The sequence below is a fragment of the Pseudomonas frederiksbergensis genome (assembly GCF_900105495.1).
Classification (GTDB): domain Bacteria; phylum Pseudomonadota; class Gammaproteobacteria; order Pseudomonadales; family Pseudomonadaceae; genus Aquipseudomonas; species Aquipseudomonas frederiksbergensis.
Genome location: NZ_FNTF01000002.1, coordinates 5,368,105 through 5,382,132, shown reverse-complemented (window position 1 = coordinate 5,382,132; position 14,028 = coordinate 5,368,105). Strand labels below are relative to the sequence as shown.

Below are 14,028 nucleotides of genomic sequence, written 5' to 3'. Positions count from 1 at the left end.
CGCTTAATCCCACTGGGGCGCGAGGCCTTTGGGGCTGGTCAGCCGATGGCCACGATCCAGGCCCGCGATCAGCGCCATGTCGGCGTCGCTCAAGGTCAGTGTGCGGGCGTGCAGGTTACTTTGCAGGTTGGCGCGTTTGGTCGACGAGGGAATCACTGCGTAACCCAGTTGCATGGCCCAGGCCAGCGTGACGTGTGCCGGCGTCGCTTTCAGGCGATCGGCGATTTGCTGGATCACCGGGTCTTTCAGCACTTCGCCGTAAGCGAGGGTCATGTACGAGGTGATCGGGATGCCCTGGCTCTGCGCAAATTCGACGACCTTGCGGTTTTGCAGGTACGGGTGCAGTTCGATCTGGTTGGTCGCGATGTGTTCGGCACCGACCGCGGCGATCGCCTGTTTCATCAAGTCCACGGTGAAGTTGGACACGCCGATCTGCCGGGTCAAGCCCAGTTGTTTGGCTTCGAGCAGGGCGCCCATGAACTCATCGACTGGCACCTGGTTTTCCGGGGACGGCCAATGGATGAGGGTCAGGTCCAGGTAGTCGGTTTGCAGCTTTTGCAGGCTTTCCTTGAGGCTGTCGATCAGGCGATCCCCGGCGAAGTTGGCCACCCAGATCTTGCTGGTGATGAACAACTCGTCACGGGCGATGCCGCTGGCGGCAATGGCTTCGCCGACCTCGGCTTCGTTCTCGTAGATTTGCGCGGTATCGATGACCCGATAGCCCAGCTCCAGGCCAGTGCTCACCGAATCGATGACCACCTGGCCTTGCAAGCGAAACGTACCAAGGCCGAATGCGGGAATAGACATCAATGACTCCAGGGGTTGCAGTGGGAATGGGCAGGAGTATCCGCGCCCGCAGCCAGGGGAAAAACCGCTGGATTGGCAAAGCAATCTTTACCGCAAGTCATGAATCGGCTATTTCGCGTTGGTTATGGTCAGTGAGCCCTTTTGTGAAAGCGGTATTGCCTCCCTCTTTCATTGACGGTTGAAAGTAGGTCAAGTGCATGCTTATCAAGCATTCCCGCTTGTTGCAGCACCGCATAGAGTTGGTAAAAATCGCCATTAAGGTCATTTGCGAAGACGCCGGGATCATCGGAGCCGAGTGAAATCATAATGTCAGGGTCCCCATCAACGGCGAACCCAGGTGCTTTCATCCACCGTAGTGAGTGATGTTCTGCGAATGTCTCGTATTGGCTAATTCGAACGTTGCTAGTGGGAAGTGTTTCGACTACAACGTTTCGTTCGGCGAGTAAGCGCATGACGCTTTGCTGGAGTAGCAGCAGTGTATTTGCGTCAAGGTAGTTGGCTTCGACGCTGATCAGTTCTTCACTGCGATGCCATAAATCACCATTACCGGTTAGCCATTGAGTGAGCAGTTTCAGCAGTCTTCCGTTCGTCCGCCTTGCCTGATCGACGATTCGGGCCTCTTCTCGCCAGGCATCGGACAGCGACGCGTGTTGCCAACTCCAGGCAGGGTCCTTGTCGGACGCTAGAACATAGGGAACGTGCAGTCCACGCAATCGCATTACGTTTTCAAGAGAGATGGTGCTGATGTCTTGATTGAAGACGTAGCTTGCCATTTCTGTGATGGACAACTCGATGCGCCGAGTCTCAAGCTGAGCCGAGGGATGGGTCCGTAATAATGACCAGGCGCAGAGCAGGTCCAGCATCCACTCTCCCCGACTTACCACTATCTTCGGAGGCATCCTCGATAGCCAAAGAGAAGGGGCGATACCGAATGCAGTGCCATGGCCGATACGATCCCCTTCTTTGAGATCGAGCAGCTGCAGGGCGTCGGTCACATGTCTCAAGCCCGATATCAAATGGGGGAAGTCTTCCCCGACATGGTAGGTTCGGTGCGTGAAACCGTGGTGATGGCACACCCTGAAAACGGGTGCGAATACTTCCGGTGAAGCGTGGAGTTCATTCGCCGCCGCGTCGATTCCGGTTACCCAATTCTTTAACAATGGCCACCGATTGACGACACCCATCAAAGCGTTACCTTGCGCAACGAGATCTTTCCTCAATCCATAATGTCGGTAGCTTTTTTCTTTTTTACTTTGCCAATCCCAGATTTTTTTTGGGAAGTGTGCAACCAATGTCAGCTTGTGATTTTTACGATGGTTTGGGTTTTGAAGGCTCGGCTGAAACGTTTCCAACATGTGTAATATTTTACTGAGCGAAGATGAACGAGGCGTATCGGCGTCCGACGAATTGCCTTGCAGGAGGTACTCCAGATAGCCGCCCAAAACCGAGGTCAACATCGATTGATTTGCCAGCACGGTTTTTTTTGGCGCGAAACGACCTTCCAGCCATCCAACTTTGCTCACGCTTGGATTCGCTCCATGCATCTGTTGGAAGCGCGCTAGATATTGCTTTTCTACCGGGTCACGCAAGTTCGTGTAGGTGAATTTTTGAAATTGATCAAACCCATATTGATCTTCACCTTGTACCAGCAGACGGTAGTACTGGTTTTGAAGTAACAGGTAAATGTGCAACAGTCTATCGACTAACGGCTCCGCTTTGTGTTGCAGCCGTTCAAGAATGACTTTGATCCAGTCAAGTTCCTGAGCATAAGTGCAGCGTTTTTCGATGAGCGCTCTGGTGCGCTCCAGCGATGACACCGTGAGTATCTCCTTGTAATTGATCATCTGTTCGAAGTTTGGAGGCACCGACAAGGGCAGAGCACGGTTTGGTTCATAAGCCAGATTAATCAACCAGGCGCGGATGTGACGAGCACCTACAATTTGGCGGTATAGCATAGCAGGTGACAAATTTTCATTTATCGCATGACACAACTCGCGCGTACGAGCCCCGTTCGGTGACCGCTGCGAGTACTGTTCAGAAAAAGCCAATATTTCTGCTTTTGGCTCGTGCAGCGCTTTTAACCAACACGCTTCGGCATGTGTACTGCCGTTTAGATGAAGATGAGTCTCATGCAACCCTTCGCGCTCGATATAGTCCTCGACCAAGGGATGCGTTGGACTTAACAGCAAACAGGCGTGCGGTCCCTGGGTGTGAGATTTCTGCCAGTTAGGGGATATGTTTAACGAAGTTTTGGCGTAGGCCGCAGCCTGGATTGGTAAGGCAGATACCCTGCTGAGCAGACTTTGTTGCCATTCACCGAAGCTTTTTATATTGACGTGAAGTTCACCGTGACGGAACTCTAGAAACCCATTGACCAATGTATTCAGTGCGGGTAATACCCAATGACCAACTCTCGCTTCATAATGGTTGCAGAATAACCGCCAATTGGATTGAAAAACATGGTCCGGTTGCCGAGAAAACCAAGTTTGAAATGTTAGATAAGTCGCTTCCTCCATAAATTCTTTTGGAAATAAATGTGTGAACGGAATCTGCGTAAGTTTATTAAGCAGTCTGTTGCTGGACAGGAATGATGTACAGATACCCGGGTGTACGATAGTCGGCGTGTTTAGGTAGGTTTTCATTCGGGGTATTATCACTTGCGCAAGATTTTGTGGTTGTTACTTTTTACTTTGTTTTACTATTAATCCGCAGTTAATTTTTTCAAATATATCAGTTGGGCAGCCAGGATTCTGCTCTTTGTTAACGGCTAATTTGTCAAATAGTTCTTTGTATGTATTTTTTTGAGGAAGTAGGTTTAATAGTAGTGGGCATCCTCCAATAATTGCGGTAAGGGGGTACTTGGTCATGTCTATATTGATAAATTTTGAGTTGATGGTGGACCCGGCTGTTTGCGGGTTTTTTCTAAAGTTGCTCGAAGAGTTCGGCTCGATGTCAGAGCTATAATGATGATCGTGCTCTTCTACCAATACCGCATTGATTACGCATAGAGCAAAAAACTCCATGATTGTTGCTGGTCCCGCATTTGTGCCAGAACCTATTCTATAAGTTTGAGCACAATTGATTAGGCTGAAATACAAGCGTGTCCATATTTTTCCGATTAATACGGCAGATGGTTTAATGGATGGCGATAATGAGTTCGTATGGTCTAACCACATTGCGGTATTTTCTACAAATTTTGTTTTTTCGATGGCGCTGATTTGATCGTCTTCAGGGTCTTTTTCATCGGTGTCATCAGTGCCAACGTTATCAGACCAGCGAGGAGCTGAAATTGTCGGAGTTGTGGATATTCTGACTAATTCAAAAGCGACATGATTGGTTGAGTCCTTTGATGAAGGAAGTAACAGACGACACATTAACCCTAATACGTTAAAGATAGAAGCATAGGTTCTGTTGTCTTTATCAAAGACATTAATCAGGGTATAAGAAAAGGCGGGGGCCTCGTACTCCTTGCCAATGGAATCAAGTATTTCTTTAATGGGGATAAGGTCTTTGTTGGTATTGCCTGATGAACTGCGATTTAACCCAAGCACACCGCACTTGATTGCTCTGATCGAAGACGACGCTCCCATGATTACCGGCGCTGCATGCCATGCCCAGTTGAGTGCGTCTTCTTGGCGTCCGATGCTGAAGTAATTTTTAAACCAAGTTAACGCTAACTCATCGCTGTCTATTTTTATCGATTTACGGGCATCTTTGTATAAGGCGACGCTTCCAGGGCCTTGCAATAAGTACATGATGGTGTTTTGGGGGCTGCCCTCGCAGTGGCGTGCGACCTCCGCTGAAAGCGCCGCAAAGCATTTGCGCAGGCTCTCATCTTTTGGTTGTGGTCTTAAATAAGCGCCGGTATCAAATTCTCCATCTTCCAAGGCCAAGCGAAATACCGCGTCAATTAGAGTGGTAATGTCTCCAGTCGTCAAAGCATCGGTATCAATGCCTTTTTTGTAAAGGCTACCCAGGACCATTGCACGCATGGATTCCGAGAGGATTTGTGGCGAAATTGTCTGGTTTTTTTCGATTAAATGCGGGGCGCATGAGTTCAGTAGTTGGAGAATGGAGCGGAGAGGTTGCTTAAGCAAAAACTCTCGAAAAAGATTTATGTCTTGGTCCGATTTAAGCCTGAAGCCAGTTTTGATTATTGATTTTAGGGTTTCGTCTAGATTTCGCTTTTCGGTCCCCCATTTTGGATGGGTTATAGATATGTCCTTGATGCTTTTTTCGAAGCTCCAAAGAGGTGATAAGTGGATCCTTTTGTTTATCGGAAATAACTTTAATAAGTATTGATCTTCCAAGTGATCAATCAATTTTTCGCGCTCTGGGTTTCTGGTTGGGTCTTGTTGGTGAAGTCTCTCTCCGATATTTTCGTAGTAGTGATCTCTGACAAGGTGGGAGTAAAGCTCTAGGTCGCCTGTAATTAATACAATGAAGTGTGGGCTGTCCAAGTAGCACCTAATTAGCTCGAGAACCTCTCTTCCCTTTTTAAAGTTCGTATCTGCATCGTCTATCGCGATGACAAGTGCGTCAACTTTTAATATTTCGCACGTTGTTTCAACTAATTTGTGGAAGTTTTTCGCAAGTTCTACACCGTCCCTGGCTCTTTCAATGCCCAAGTCAAGAAATACTTCTTCGTCAATGCCGTCTAGCGGGTTGTGATTGTCGTTAAGTAATTGGAGTCCGCCGGCAAGCTCTTTAAATTGTTTTCTAAATTTTTCGCTTTTTTCGTTTGATAAGTCTGAGTACGATTGATAAGCAGTGGTTGTGTTTTCAATAAGTTTTTTAATTCTGTAAACTATTGAAAGAAATAAGTGTTCTCGGATATTTATTTTGCTTGGGTCTAGTAATTGAAGCGCTTTTAGACGAAGCCCCTTGATTTCAGCGTTTTCTTCACTGGTTAGTGCGTGATAGACGGCACTAAGAAATGTAGATTTCCCCGCGCCTCGAGTACCATCAATAAAAAACACTTGGCTGTTTCCCAAGGCGGGGGAGTACTGTTCTTTTTTTTCCTTGTTCTCAAGTCGCTCCTTTATTTGGCTTGTTAGTTTTTTGAAGGAGCCTCCTTGGATAAGGTTGTTTGGTTCGATAGGGCCGTTCCTTTCGCTGGATGATAGATCAATAGTTACTTGTTGTTCATTTGTATTTAACATTTGGGTTTCTCCGTTACAAGAGGGCGCCTGTCCAATTCTCTAGACATTAACAGCAGTGAAATTCTTAGTTGTACAATGCGCGTATCCGCATATCGGGTACGCGGTGATAGCTGATGGAGAAATTTCCATTTTTAATGTCCCTGTTGGCACGTTTCATCCTTGGTGACTGACCGGCCTCGTAGGAATAGCCGTTATTTTCGAGGACGATATCGAATTGATATCACTTCGTCTACGACGGTTTGGCCTAACTATTCGTCGTGAATGGGACGTGGGCACTGTCGACCCCGTCGCTACAACCGCCCGAACATAGCTGATTCGCCAGCTGCTACAGGGGGACGGGCTCCTAGGCAATATCACTGTGGCTGAATTCCTCACCCAGAAAGTCGATCAATGCGCGCACCGACGGCAGCAGCCCGCGGCGTGACGGGAAAATCGCGTGGACGATCCCGCACTTGGGGGCCCAGCCCGGCACCAGTTCCACCAATCGGCCCGCGGCAATGTCATCGCGCACCACCACGCTGGGCAGGTGAGCGATGCCGATCCCGGCCACCACCGCGTGACGCAGCGCCAACAGGTCATCGGTGACCATTCGTGGCGCATGCCGGATCACCGCGCTGGCGCCGTCCGCTGCAAACAATTCCCACTGATATTCACGCTGCGCCGCGCCCCAGTGCAGGCTCGGCAACCCGCTGAGGTCAGCCGGGGAGGCCGGTGACGACAGGCGCGGCACGAAGGCCGGACTGCCCACCAGGCATTGGGTGCTGTTGCCCAGTACCTTCATCACCATGTCGGTATTTTCCAGCGGCGGAAAGCGCACCCGCAGGGCGATGTCGAAACCCTCGTGGATCAGGTCGACCCGGCGGTTGGTGCTCTCGATGAACAATTCCACCAGCGGGTACTTGAGCATGTAGCGGGTCAGCATCGGCCCGACCCAGGAATTGAGCAGCGCCGTCGGACAACTGAGGCGCACCAGGCCTTGGGGTTCGGAGCGGTTGCGTTCGATCAGTTCGGCAGCGCTTTCCGCTTCGACGCGCATCGCCAGGCAACGCTGGTAATAGGCCTGGCCGATTTCCGTCAGTGAACAATGCCGGCTGGTGCGGTGCAGCAGGCGTACGCCGAGGCGCTCTTCGAGCTCGGCTATGCGCCGGCTCAGCTTCGACTTGGGCATGTCCAGCGCCCGGCCGGCGGGAGCGAAACCGTGATGTTCCACCACCTGGGTGAAGTAGTAGAGGGTGTTGAGGTCTTCCACCATCGTTCTCCATATAGAACGCTAAGGCTGATTTTTGCAGTCTAGTGCATCAAAGGCTGCGGTTTTAAGCTTTGTCCATCGCGTCACTCACCAGATTCGGAGGCGGAATGAAAAACATCATCGGTATCTACACCAGCCCACGGACCCATTGGGTCGGCGACGGTTTTCCGGTTCGTACGCTGTTTTCCTACGACAACCTGGGCAAACACATCAGCCCGTTTTTGCTGCTCGATCACGCCGGTCCCGCTGAATTCACCCCGACCACCGAGCGTCGTGGCGTTGGTCAGCATCCACACCGCGGTTTCGAAACCGTGACTATCGTTTACAAGGGCGAACTGGAACACCGCGACTCCACCGGCAGTGGCGGCAAGATCGGCCCAGGCGACGTGCAATGGATGACCGCGGCCTCCGGGATTCTCCACGAAGAATTCCATTCCGAAGGTTTCGCCAAGAGCGGCGGCACCCTGGAAATGGTGCAGCTGTGGGTCAACCTGCCGGCCAAGGACAAAATGGCCGACGCCGGTTACCAGACGATTCTCGATGGCGACATCCCGAGCATCACGCTCAAGGATCAGGCCGGCAGCCTGCGCTTGATCGCCGGTGAGTTTGACGGCCACACCGGTCCGGCGCACACGTTTACCCCGATTGACGTCTGGGACCTGCGCCTCAACGGCGGCAAATTGCTGACCCTGGACCTGCACGAAGGTCGTAACACAGCCCTTGTGGTGTTGCGGGGCACGGTTCAGGTCAACGGTGTGGAACTGGTGCGCGAAGGGCAGTTGGCGTTGTTCGAACGCAATGGCCAGCAGCTCAGCCTCGAAGCCAATAACGATGCCGTCGTGTTGCTGCTCAGTGGCGAGCCGATTGACGAACCCATCGTCGGTCACGGTCCGTTCGTGATGAACACCGAGCAAGAAATTCACCAGGCCTTCGCCGACTTCCAGTCCGGTCGGTTCGGTCGGATGAGCGGTTGAACTCAACGTTGTAATGCTGTGGCGTGCCGGACAAGGGCGACTACCCTTGCTTGGCCGCGTTTTAACGAACTATCAGGTTTCTCTCACGCCGGCCCGTTCGGCATCGATAAAAAGCGAGGATTACTCCCATGACTACTTCTTACAAACGTCTCGACAAGGATAACGCCGCCGTTCTGTTGGTCGATCACCAGGCGGGTCTGCTTTCTCTGGTGCGCGACATCGAGCCGGACCGTTTCAAGAACAACGTGTTGGCCCTGGCTGACCTGGCCAAGTACTTCAAGTTGCCGACCATTCTCACCACCAGTTTCGAAACCGGTCCCAACGGTCCGCTGGTGCCTGAGCTCAAAGCGCTGTTCCCGGACGCGCCATACATCGCCCGTCCTGGCCAGATCAATGCCTGGGACAACGAAGACTTCGTCAAGGCGATCAAGGCCACCGGCAAGAAACAACTGATCATCGCTGGCGTAGTGACCGAAGTGTGCGTGGCGTTCCCGGCGCTCTCGGCACTGGCTGAAGGCTTCGAGGTGTTCGTGGTGACTGATGCTTCCGGCACGTTCAACGAACTGACCCGTCAATCGGCCTGGGACCGCATGTCGGCCTCCGGCGCTCAGTTGATGACCTGGTTCGGCCTGGCCTGTGAGCTGCATCGCGACTGGCGCAACGACGTGGAAGGCCTGGCCACCTTGTTCTCCAACCACATCCCGGACTATCGCAACCTGATGACCAGCTACAACACCCTGACCAACAGCAAATAACCCTGACAACATAGAGCCCCTGTGGGAGCGAGCCTGCTCGCGATAGCGGTCTGCCAGTCACCCTCAATGGTGACTGGCATGGCCTCATCGCGAGCAGGCTCGCTCCCACATTGGTTTTGCATCAAACACTCCTACACTGTGCCCAATCTGTGAGATCTTCGCGCCACTGGTCCTTGCTGGAGTTGCTTGATGCTGTCACTGCTTACCGATCACCCATTGATCTGCGCGATGACTTTGGTCCTTATCGATCTGGGGCTGTGGCGCCTGCTCAGTGCCAATGGCAGCAACTGGAAACTGTTGGTGCGGCTGGTGATTTTTTCGTTGTTCAGTGTCCTGCTGTTCAACGAAGGCCTGAACCCCATGGAGCCGGCGCCCTGGGCCGACAATGTCCCGCTGCACCTGGCGGCGACCGGATTGCAGATCGGCTGGTGGTTGTTCGGTGCGCGCACCCTGACGGTGCTGATCGGCGCGGGGATGATGCAACGGGTCGGGCATACGGGGCGCTTGCTCCAGGATTTGCTCGGCGCGGTGATTTTCCTGATCGCGATCATCGCGGCTCTGGCGTATGTCCTCGACCTGCCGGTCAAGGGCGTGCTGGCAACCTCCGGCGCGTTGGCGATCATCGTCGGCCTGGCCTTGCAAAGCACCCTCAGCGACGTGTTCTCCGGGATCGTCCTGAACACCACCAAACCCTATCAACTGGATGACTGGATCTCGATCGACGGCACCGAAGGGCGGGTCACCGATATCGACTGGCGCGCGACGCGCCTGCAAACCTCCCAAGGCAGCATGGCGGTGATCCCCAACTCCCTGGCGGCCAAGGCCAAGATCATCAATTTCAGCCGGCCCAGTGACATTTTTGGTGTCTCTATCAGCCTGCAACTGAGCCCGCACGCACGTCCGCAAACCGTCATCGAAGCACTGGAGCGGGCGATGGAGGGTTGTCGTTATCTGTTGAACAAACCGGCGCCGTGTGTCGCGTTGAAAGGCTCCAGCGCCACCGGCGTGGAATACGAAATCAGTGGTTTCGTGGTCTCCATGGACCAGAAGCGCATGGTCCGAAACCTGCTGTTCGATTTGGCATTCCGGCACTTGCAGGCCAGCGGGGTCAGCCTGTTGTCGAGCGTCGAACCCAACGCACCTGCCAACCTGTCGCGGCCACGGGCATTGCTGGACGCGTCGAGTATTTTCTCGACCCTGCGTCAGGAAGAGAAAGAAACCTTCAGCCAGAACATGACACTGCAAACCTTCCGCGCCGGCGAAATGATCCTGCCGGCGGGGGAGGTCAGCGATCATTTGTTCATCATCGAATCCGGTGTGGTGTCGGTGGAGCTGAGCCGTGGCGGGGTCAAGTTTGAGTCCGGGCGCATGGGCCCGGGTGAGGTGATCGGCGAAGGCGGGATCTTGTCCGATACGGCGCTACCGGCGGACTTCAGCGCCAAGACGTTCTGCAGCTTGTACCGGATCGAAAAGGAGTACCTCACACCGTGTCTGGATGCGCGGCATGACATCAGCGAAGCGATGAAGGCGTTACTGGATTTCCGCTTGAACAAGGCGCAGACGTTGACCCAGGAAGCACCTAGGGTTGTGCAGAAGAAGGGGTTTTTGCAGTGGCTGCGCAATCGAGCGTAAGGGCTCGGAGATCACGGGAGCGGGTGCAATCGAGTGCACCGTCAGCCGGCGTCCCATTGGCATCCTCAACTTCCCAATAATTGGCTATTTTCTGCCATTCAGTGCGCGATTAACGTAGCTCCACATCCCTTGTGACTGGAGCTCACCATGCAACCGCGTATCGATTTCTACACCGCGTCCCCCGATGCACTCAAAGCCATGATCGCGCTGGAAACCGCTGTTTCGAAGTTGCCGCTTGAAAAGACCTTGATCGAACTGGTCAAGCTGCGTACCTCGCAAATCAACGGCTGCGCCTTCTGCCTTGATATGCACAGCGCCGATGCCCGCAAGGGCGGTGAAGACGAGCGCCGCCTGTACACACTGTCGGCCTGGCGTGAAACGCCGTTTTTTTCCCCACGTGAACGTGCTGCGCTGGCCTGGACCGAGTCCTTGACGCTGCTGAGCCAGACCCACGCCCCGGATGAGGACTACGAGCTGGCGGCGTCCGAGTTCAGCCCGAAGGAACTGGTCGACTTGACTGTGGCCATTACCACGATCAACGCCTGGAACCGTCTGGCGGTTGGTTTCCGCAAAATGCCTCAAGCCTGATCAATGAGCGTCTGCTGACGGTGCGGCCGGTGGTTGCACCTTGCGCATCAAGGGCACCATCGCCGTGGCGATGATGAAGCAGACCATGATCATCAGGAACGCATCGCCGTAGGTTTGTGTCTGCGCTTCGCGATAAGTCAGCAGCCACAGCTGATGCAGGCTGGCGGTGACGCCCGCGTCACCGCTTTGGCCGAGGGTGGCGAAGTTGTTGCCGACCTGGGACAGCCACTGGTTCAGTGCTTCGTTGGTGCTGTTGAGATTTTCCGCCAACCGGGTGAAGTGCAGGTTGGTGCGGTCATTGAGAATGGTCGCGCACGCGGCGATGCCGATGGCACCTCCCAGGTTTCGCATCAGGTTGAATAACCCCGAAGCATGTTTGAGCCGCGCCGGTGCCAGACCACCCAAGGTCAACGTCACCGCTGGCGGCACCGCCAATTGTTGGGCAATCCCGCGCAGCGCTTGCGGCAGCATCAATTCCTTGGCCCCCCAGTCATGGGTGATCGGGCTGAAATCCCACATCGACAACGCGAACAACCCCAGGCCGATCATCATGACCCAGCGCAGATCGATGCGATTGGCCAGAAAGGCGTACAGCGGAATCGCCATGATCTGGAACACCCCGGTGGAGAAAACCGCCAGACCAATGTCCAGTGCGCCATAGCCACGTACCCGGCCGAGAAACAGCGGCGTCAGGTAAATGGTGGCGAACAGGCCGATGCCGGTCACGAACGAAAAGAAGCAGCCAAGGGCGAAGTTGCGGTCTTTCAGGGCGCGCAAATCGACGATCGGGTTGGCGACGTGCAAGGTTCGACCAATGAACGCCAGGCCGGCCAATGCGCTGACCCATGCCGTGGTCAGAATCGTGCTATCGCTGAACCAGTTCCAGCGCGGGCCTTCTTCGAGGGTGTATTCCAGGCAGCCGAGAAACAGCGCCATGAACACCATGCTCAAGTAGTCAGCCCCTTTAAGCAGCGACAATTCCGGCTGATCGATCTTCACCAGCATCGGCACCGCCACCGCGACGAAAATTCCCGGCACCAGGTTGATGTAGAACAGCCAGTGCCAGGAAGAAACATCGGTAATCCAGCCACCGATGACCGGCCCCAGGGTCGGTGCCAACGACGCCACCGCGCCAATGGTCGCAGCCGCGATCACCCGTTGCTTGCCGGTGAAGAAAAAGAACGCGGTGGTGAACACCAGCGGGATCATCGAACCGCCGAGAAACCCTTGCAGGGCGCGGAAGGCGATCATGCTCTGAATGTTCCAGGCCGCGCCGCAGAGCAGGCTGGCCACGGTGAAACCCACCGCAGAAGCGCAGAACAGCCAGCGTGTCGAGAACACTCGGGACAGCCAGCCGGACAGCGGGATCACGATGATTTCAGCAATCAGGTAACTGGTTTGCACCCACGCCGTTTCGTCGGTTCCCGCCGAGAGCCCGCCGCCGATGTCGCGCAGCGAGGCCGAGACGATCTGGATGTCCAGCAGCGCAATGAACATGCCGATGCACATCGTGGCGAAGGCGAAAACCTTGGTCGCCGTTGCCATGTCGGCGGCATTGAACGGTTGTGCGGGGGCGGCGAGAGTGCGGCTCATGGCGCACTGGCCACGGCTGGCGTTTCGGCTTCCTTGCGAGTGTCCACTTCAGCGGTGACCGACAGGCCCGGACGCAGATGGCCGAGCACGCCATCGGCCGGATCAAGCGCGATGCGCACCGGCACCCGCTGGACGATTTTGGTGAAGTTGCCGGTGGCGTTTTCTGGTGGCAGCACGCTGAACTGCGAACCACTGGCCGGCGCAAGGCTGTCCAGATGACCGTGGAATTCCTGCCCCGAGAGCACGTCGGCATGAATGATCACCCGTTGCCCCGGTGTCATTCGCGATAGCTGATCTTCCTTGAAATTGGCATCGACCCACAGCCCGCTGGCCGGTACCACCGACAGCAGTTGCGAACCCGCCTGGGCATACGCGCCGACCCGCGCTCGGCGATTGCCGATCACGCCGTCCACCGGGGCCTTCAGTTCGGTGTAGCCCACATTCAACTGCGCCAGATCACGTTCGGCACGGGCCTGCATCAGCGCCGCGTGAGCTTGTTGTTTCTGGGTTGCAATCACATTCAACTGACGTTGTGCGGCGAGCAATTCAGCCTGGGCCCGGGCGCTGAGGGCTTGGGCGGTCTTGAACGTGGCGTTGGCGCGTTGGGCGCTTTCCACCGACACAGCGTTGCTGCCGATCAGTTTTTTATAGCGAGCATCGTCATCCCGGGAGCGGGTGGTTTCGGCGCCGGCGGCATCAATTCCGGCGCGGGCCTGGCCGATCACCGCGTGTTGCAATTGTTCAGTGGCATCGAGATTGGCGAGCAGCGCTTCTTCGGCGGCCACCGCACCTTCGGCCTTGGCCAGGTTGGCGCGGTAATCGCGGGAGTCGAGACGAATCAGCACATCGCCGGCCTTGACCTTCTGGTTGTCGGTGACCAGCACCTCTTCGATGTAACCCGCCACCTTCGGCCCGATCACCGTCACGTCGCCGCCGATGTAAGCATCGTCGGTTTCTTCGATGAAACGGCCAACGGTCCACCAATGAGTCGCATACAGCCCGGCGAACACCAGGGCAGCGATAACCACAGCCAGCAAGATCAACCGTTTGAGCAGGGGAGGCTTGGGTGTGCTCACCGGGACTGCGAGGTCGGGTTCAAGGGTGGGCATGCTGGTCATAGGGATTACCTGTGGGATGCGGGTATTTATTACGAATGTAATATGACGTAGGTAATATTTTGTGGCAATTGATTTTTGTTGCCGATCGTCAGGTGGCCTCGTGGAAAGAAAGCTAACCATTTGTTTAAGAAATGTAAGCGTTGTAGGACG

General features: G+C 54.7%; 10 protein-coding genes. 4 read left to right on the top strand and 6 right to left on the bottom strand.

Going from position 1 to position 14,028, the window contains the following annotated elements:
- Window positions 1-3: 3 nt before the first annotated feature.
- The 4 genes from dkgB to BLW70_RS25250 form a co-directional block, all read right to left on the bottom strand.
- Window positions 4-807 (bottom strand): 2,5-didehydrogluconate reductase DkgB, encoded by an 804-nt coding sequence (gene dkgB / locus BLW70_RS25265; protein ID WP_074878631.1) that lies wholly within the window; start codon window positions 805-807, stop codon window positions 4-6.
- 128 nt (window positions 808-935) lie between these two features.
- A complete protein-coding gene (locus BLW70_RS25260) occupies window positions 936-3,449 on the bottom strand; it encodes an amidohydrolase family protein (RefSeq protein ID WP_074878629.1) in 2,514 nt (837 codons plus the stop codon).
- 36 nt (window positions 3,450-3,485) lie between these two features.
- Window positions 3,486-5,969 (bottom strand): P-loop NTPase fold protein, encoded by a 2,484-nt coding sequence (locus BLW70_RS25255; RefSeq protein ID WP_074878627.1) that lies wholly within the window; start codon window positions 5,967-5,969, stop codon window positions 3,486-3,488.
- A 343-nt stretch (window positions 5,970-6,312) separates the two neighbouring features.
- Window positions 6,313-7,221: a LysR substrate-binding domain-containing protein gene (locus BLW70_RS25250; protein ID WP_074878625.1), complete on the bottom strand. Its 909-nt coding sequence runs from the start codon at window positions 7,219-7,221 to the stop codon at window positions 6,313-6,315.
- A gap of 104 nt (window positions 7,222-7,325) precedes the next feature.
- On the opposite strand from BLW70_RS25250, the gene BLW70_RS25245 reads away from it, so the two are divergent.
- The 4 genes from BLW70_RS25245 (at window position 7,326) to BLW70_RS25230 (ending at window position 11,167) form a co-directional block, all read left to right on the top strand.
- Window positions 7,326-8,192 carry a pirin family protein gene (locus BLW70_RS25245; protein ID WP_074878623.1) on the top strand — a complete coding sequence of 289 codons (867 nt, stop codon included), beginning with the start codon at window positions 7,326-7,328 and terminating at the stop codon, window positions 8,190-8,192.
- A gap of 128 nt (window positions 8,193-8,320) precedes the next feature.
- Window positions 8,321-8,947: an isochorismate family cysteine hydrolase YcaC gene (gene ycaC, locus BLW70_RS25240; RefSeq protein ID WP_074878621.1), complete on the top strand. Its 627-nt coding sequence runs from the start codon at window positions 8,321-8,323 to the stop codon at window positions 8,945-8,947.
- Window positions 8,948-9,136: 189 nt separating this feature from the next.
- Complete coding sequence (locus BLW70_RS25235; protein WP_074878619.1) at window positions 9,137-10,579, top strand: mechanosensitive ion channel family protein; 1,443 nt, start codon at window positions 9,137-9,139, stop codon at window positions 10,577-10,579.
- A gap of 147 nt (window positions 10,580-10,726) precedes the next feature.
- The gene (locus tag BLW70_RS25230) at window positions 10,727-11,167 is read left to right on the top strand and encodes a carboxymuconolactone decarboxylase family protein (protein ID WP_074878617.1); all 441 of its coding nucleotides are present in this window, start codon (window positions 10,727-10,729) and stop codon (window positions 11,165-11,167) included.
- Here BLW70_RS25230 and BLW70_RS25225 read toward each other — a convergent pair whose 3' ends face one another.
- Both BLW70_RS25225 and BLW70_RS25220 read right to left on the bottom strand, forming a co-directional pair.
- Complete coding sequence (locus BLW70_RS25225; protein WP_074878614.1) at window positions 11,168-12,760, bottom strand: DHA2 family efflux MFS transporter permease subunit; 1,593 nt, start codon at window positions 12,758-12,760, stop codon at window positions 11,168-11,170.
- Window positions 12,757-13,878: an HlyD family secretion protein gene (locus BLW70_RS25220; protein WP_074878612.1), complete on the bottom strand. Its 1,122-nt coding sequence runs from the start codon at window positions 13,876-13,878 to the stop codon at window positions 12,757-12,759. The genes BLW70_RS25225 and BLW70_RS25220 overlap by 4 nt, the downstream gene beginning before the upstream one ends.
- Window positions 13,879-14,028: the final 150 nt, after the last annotated feature.

What these genes read in the sequence shown, in the direction of transcription:
- BLW70_RS25245 (WP_074878623.1), top strand. Translation starts at nt 7,326, where the DNA reads ATGAAAAACATCATCGGTATCTACACCAGCCCACGGACCCATTGGGTC.
- BLW70_RS25260 (WP_074878629.1), bottom strand. Translation starts at nt 3,449, where the DNA reads ATGAAAACCTACCTAAACACGCCGACTATCGTACACCCGGGTATCTGT.
- BLW70_RS25225 (WP_074878614.1), bottom strand. Translation starts at nt 12,760, where the DNA reads ATGAGCCGCACTCTCGCCGCCCCCGCACAACCGTTCAATGCCGCCGAC.
- BLW70_RS25230 (WP_074878617.1), top strand. Translation starts at nt 10,727, where the DNA reads ATGCAACCGCGTATCGATTTCTACACCGCGTCCCCCGATGCACTCAAA.
- BLW70_RS25255 (WP_074878627.1), bottom strand. Translation starts at nt 5,969, where the DNA reads ATGTTAAATACAAATGAACAACAAGTAACTATTGATCTATCATCCAGC.
- BLW70_RS25250 (WP_074878625.1), bottom strand. Translation starts at nt 7,221, where the DNA reads ATGGTGGAAGACCTCAACACCCTCTACTACTTCACCCAGGTGGTGGAA.
- BLW70_RS25220 (WP_074878612.1), bottom strand. Translation starts at nt 13,878, where the DNA reads ATGACCAGCATGCCCACCCTTGAACCCGACCTCGCAGTCCCGGTGAGC.
- ycaC (WP_074878621.1), top strand. Translation starts at nt 8,321, where the DNA reads ATGACTACTTCTTACAAACGTCTCGACAAGGATAACGCCGCCGTTCTG.
- dkgB (WP_074878631.1), bottom strand. Translation starts at nt 807, where the DNA reads ATGTCTATTCCCGCATTCGGCCTTGGTACGTTTCGCTTGCAAGGCCAG.
- BLW70_RS25235 (WP_074878619.1), top strand. Translation starts at nt 9,137, where the DNA reads ATGCTGTCACTGCTTACCGATCACCCATTGATCTGCGCGATGACTTTG.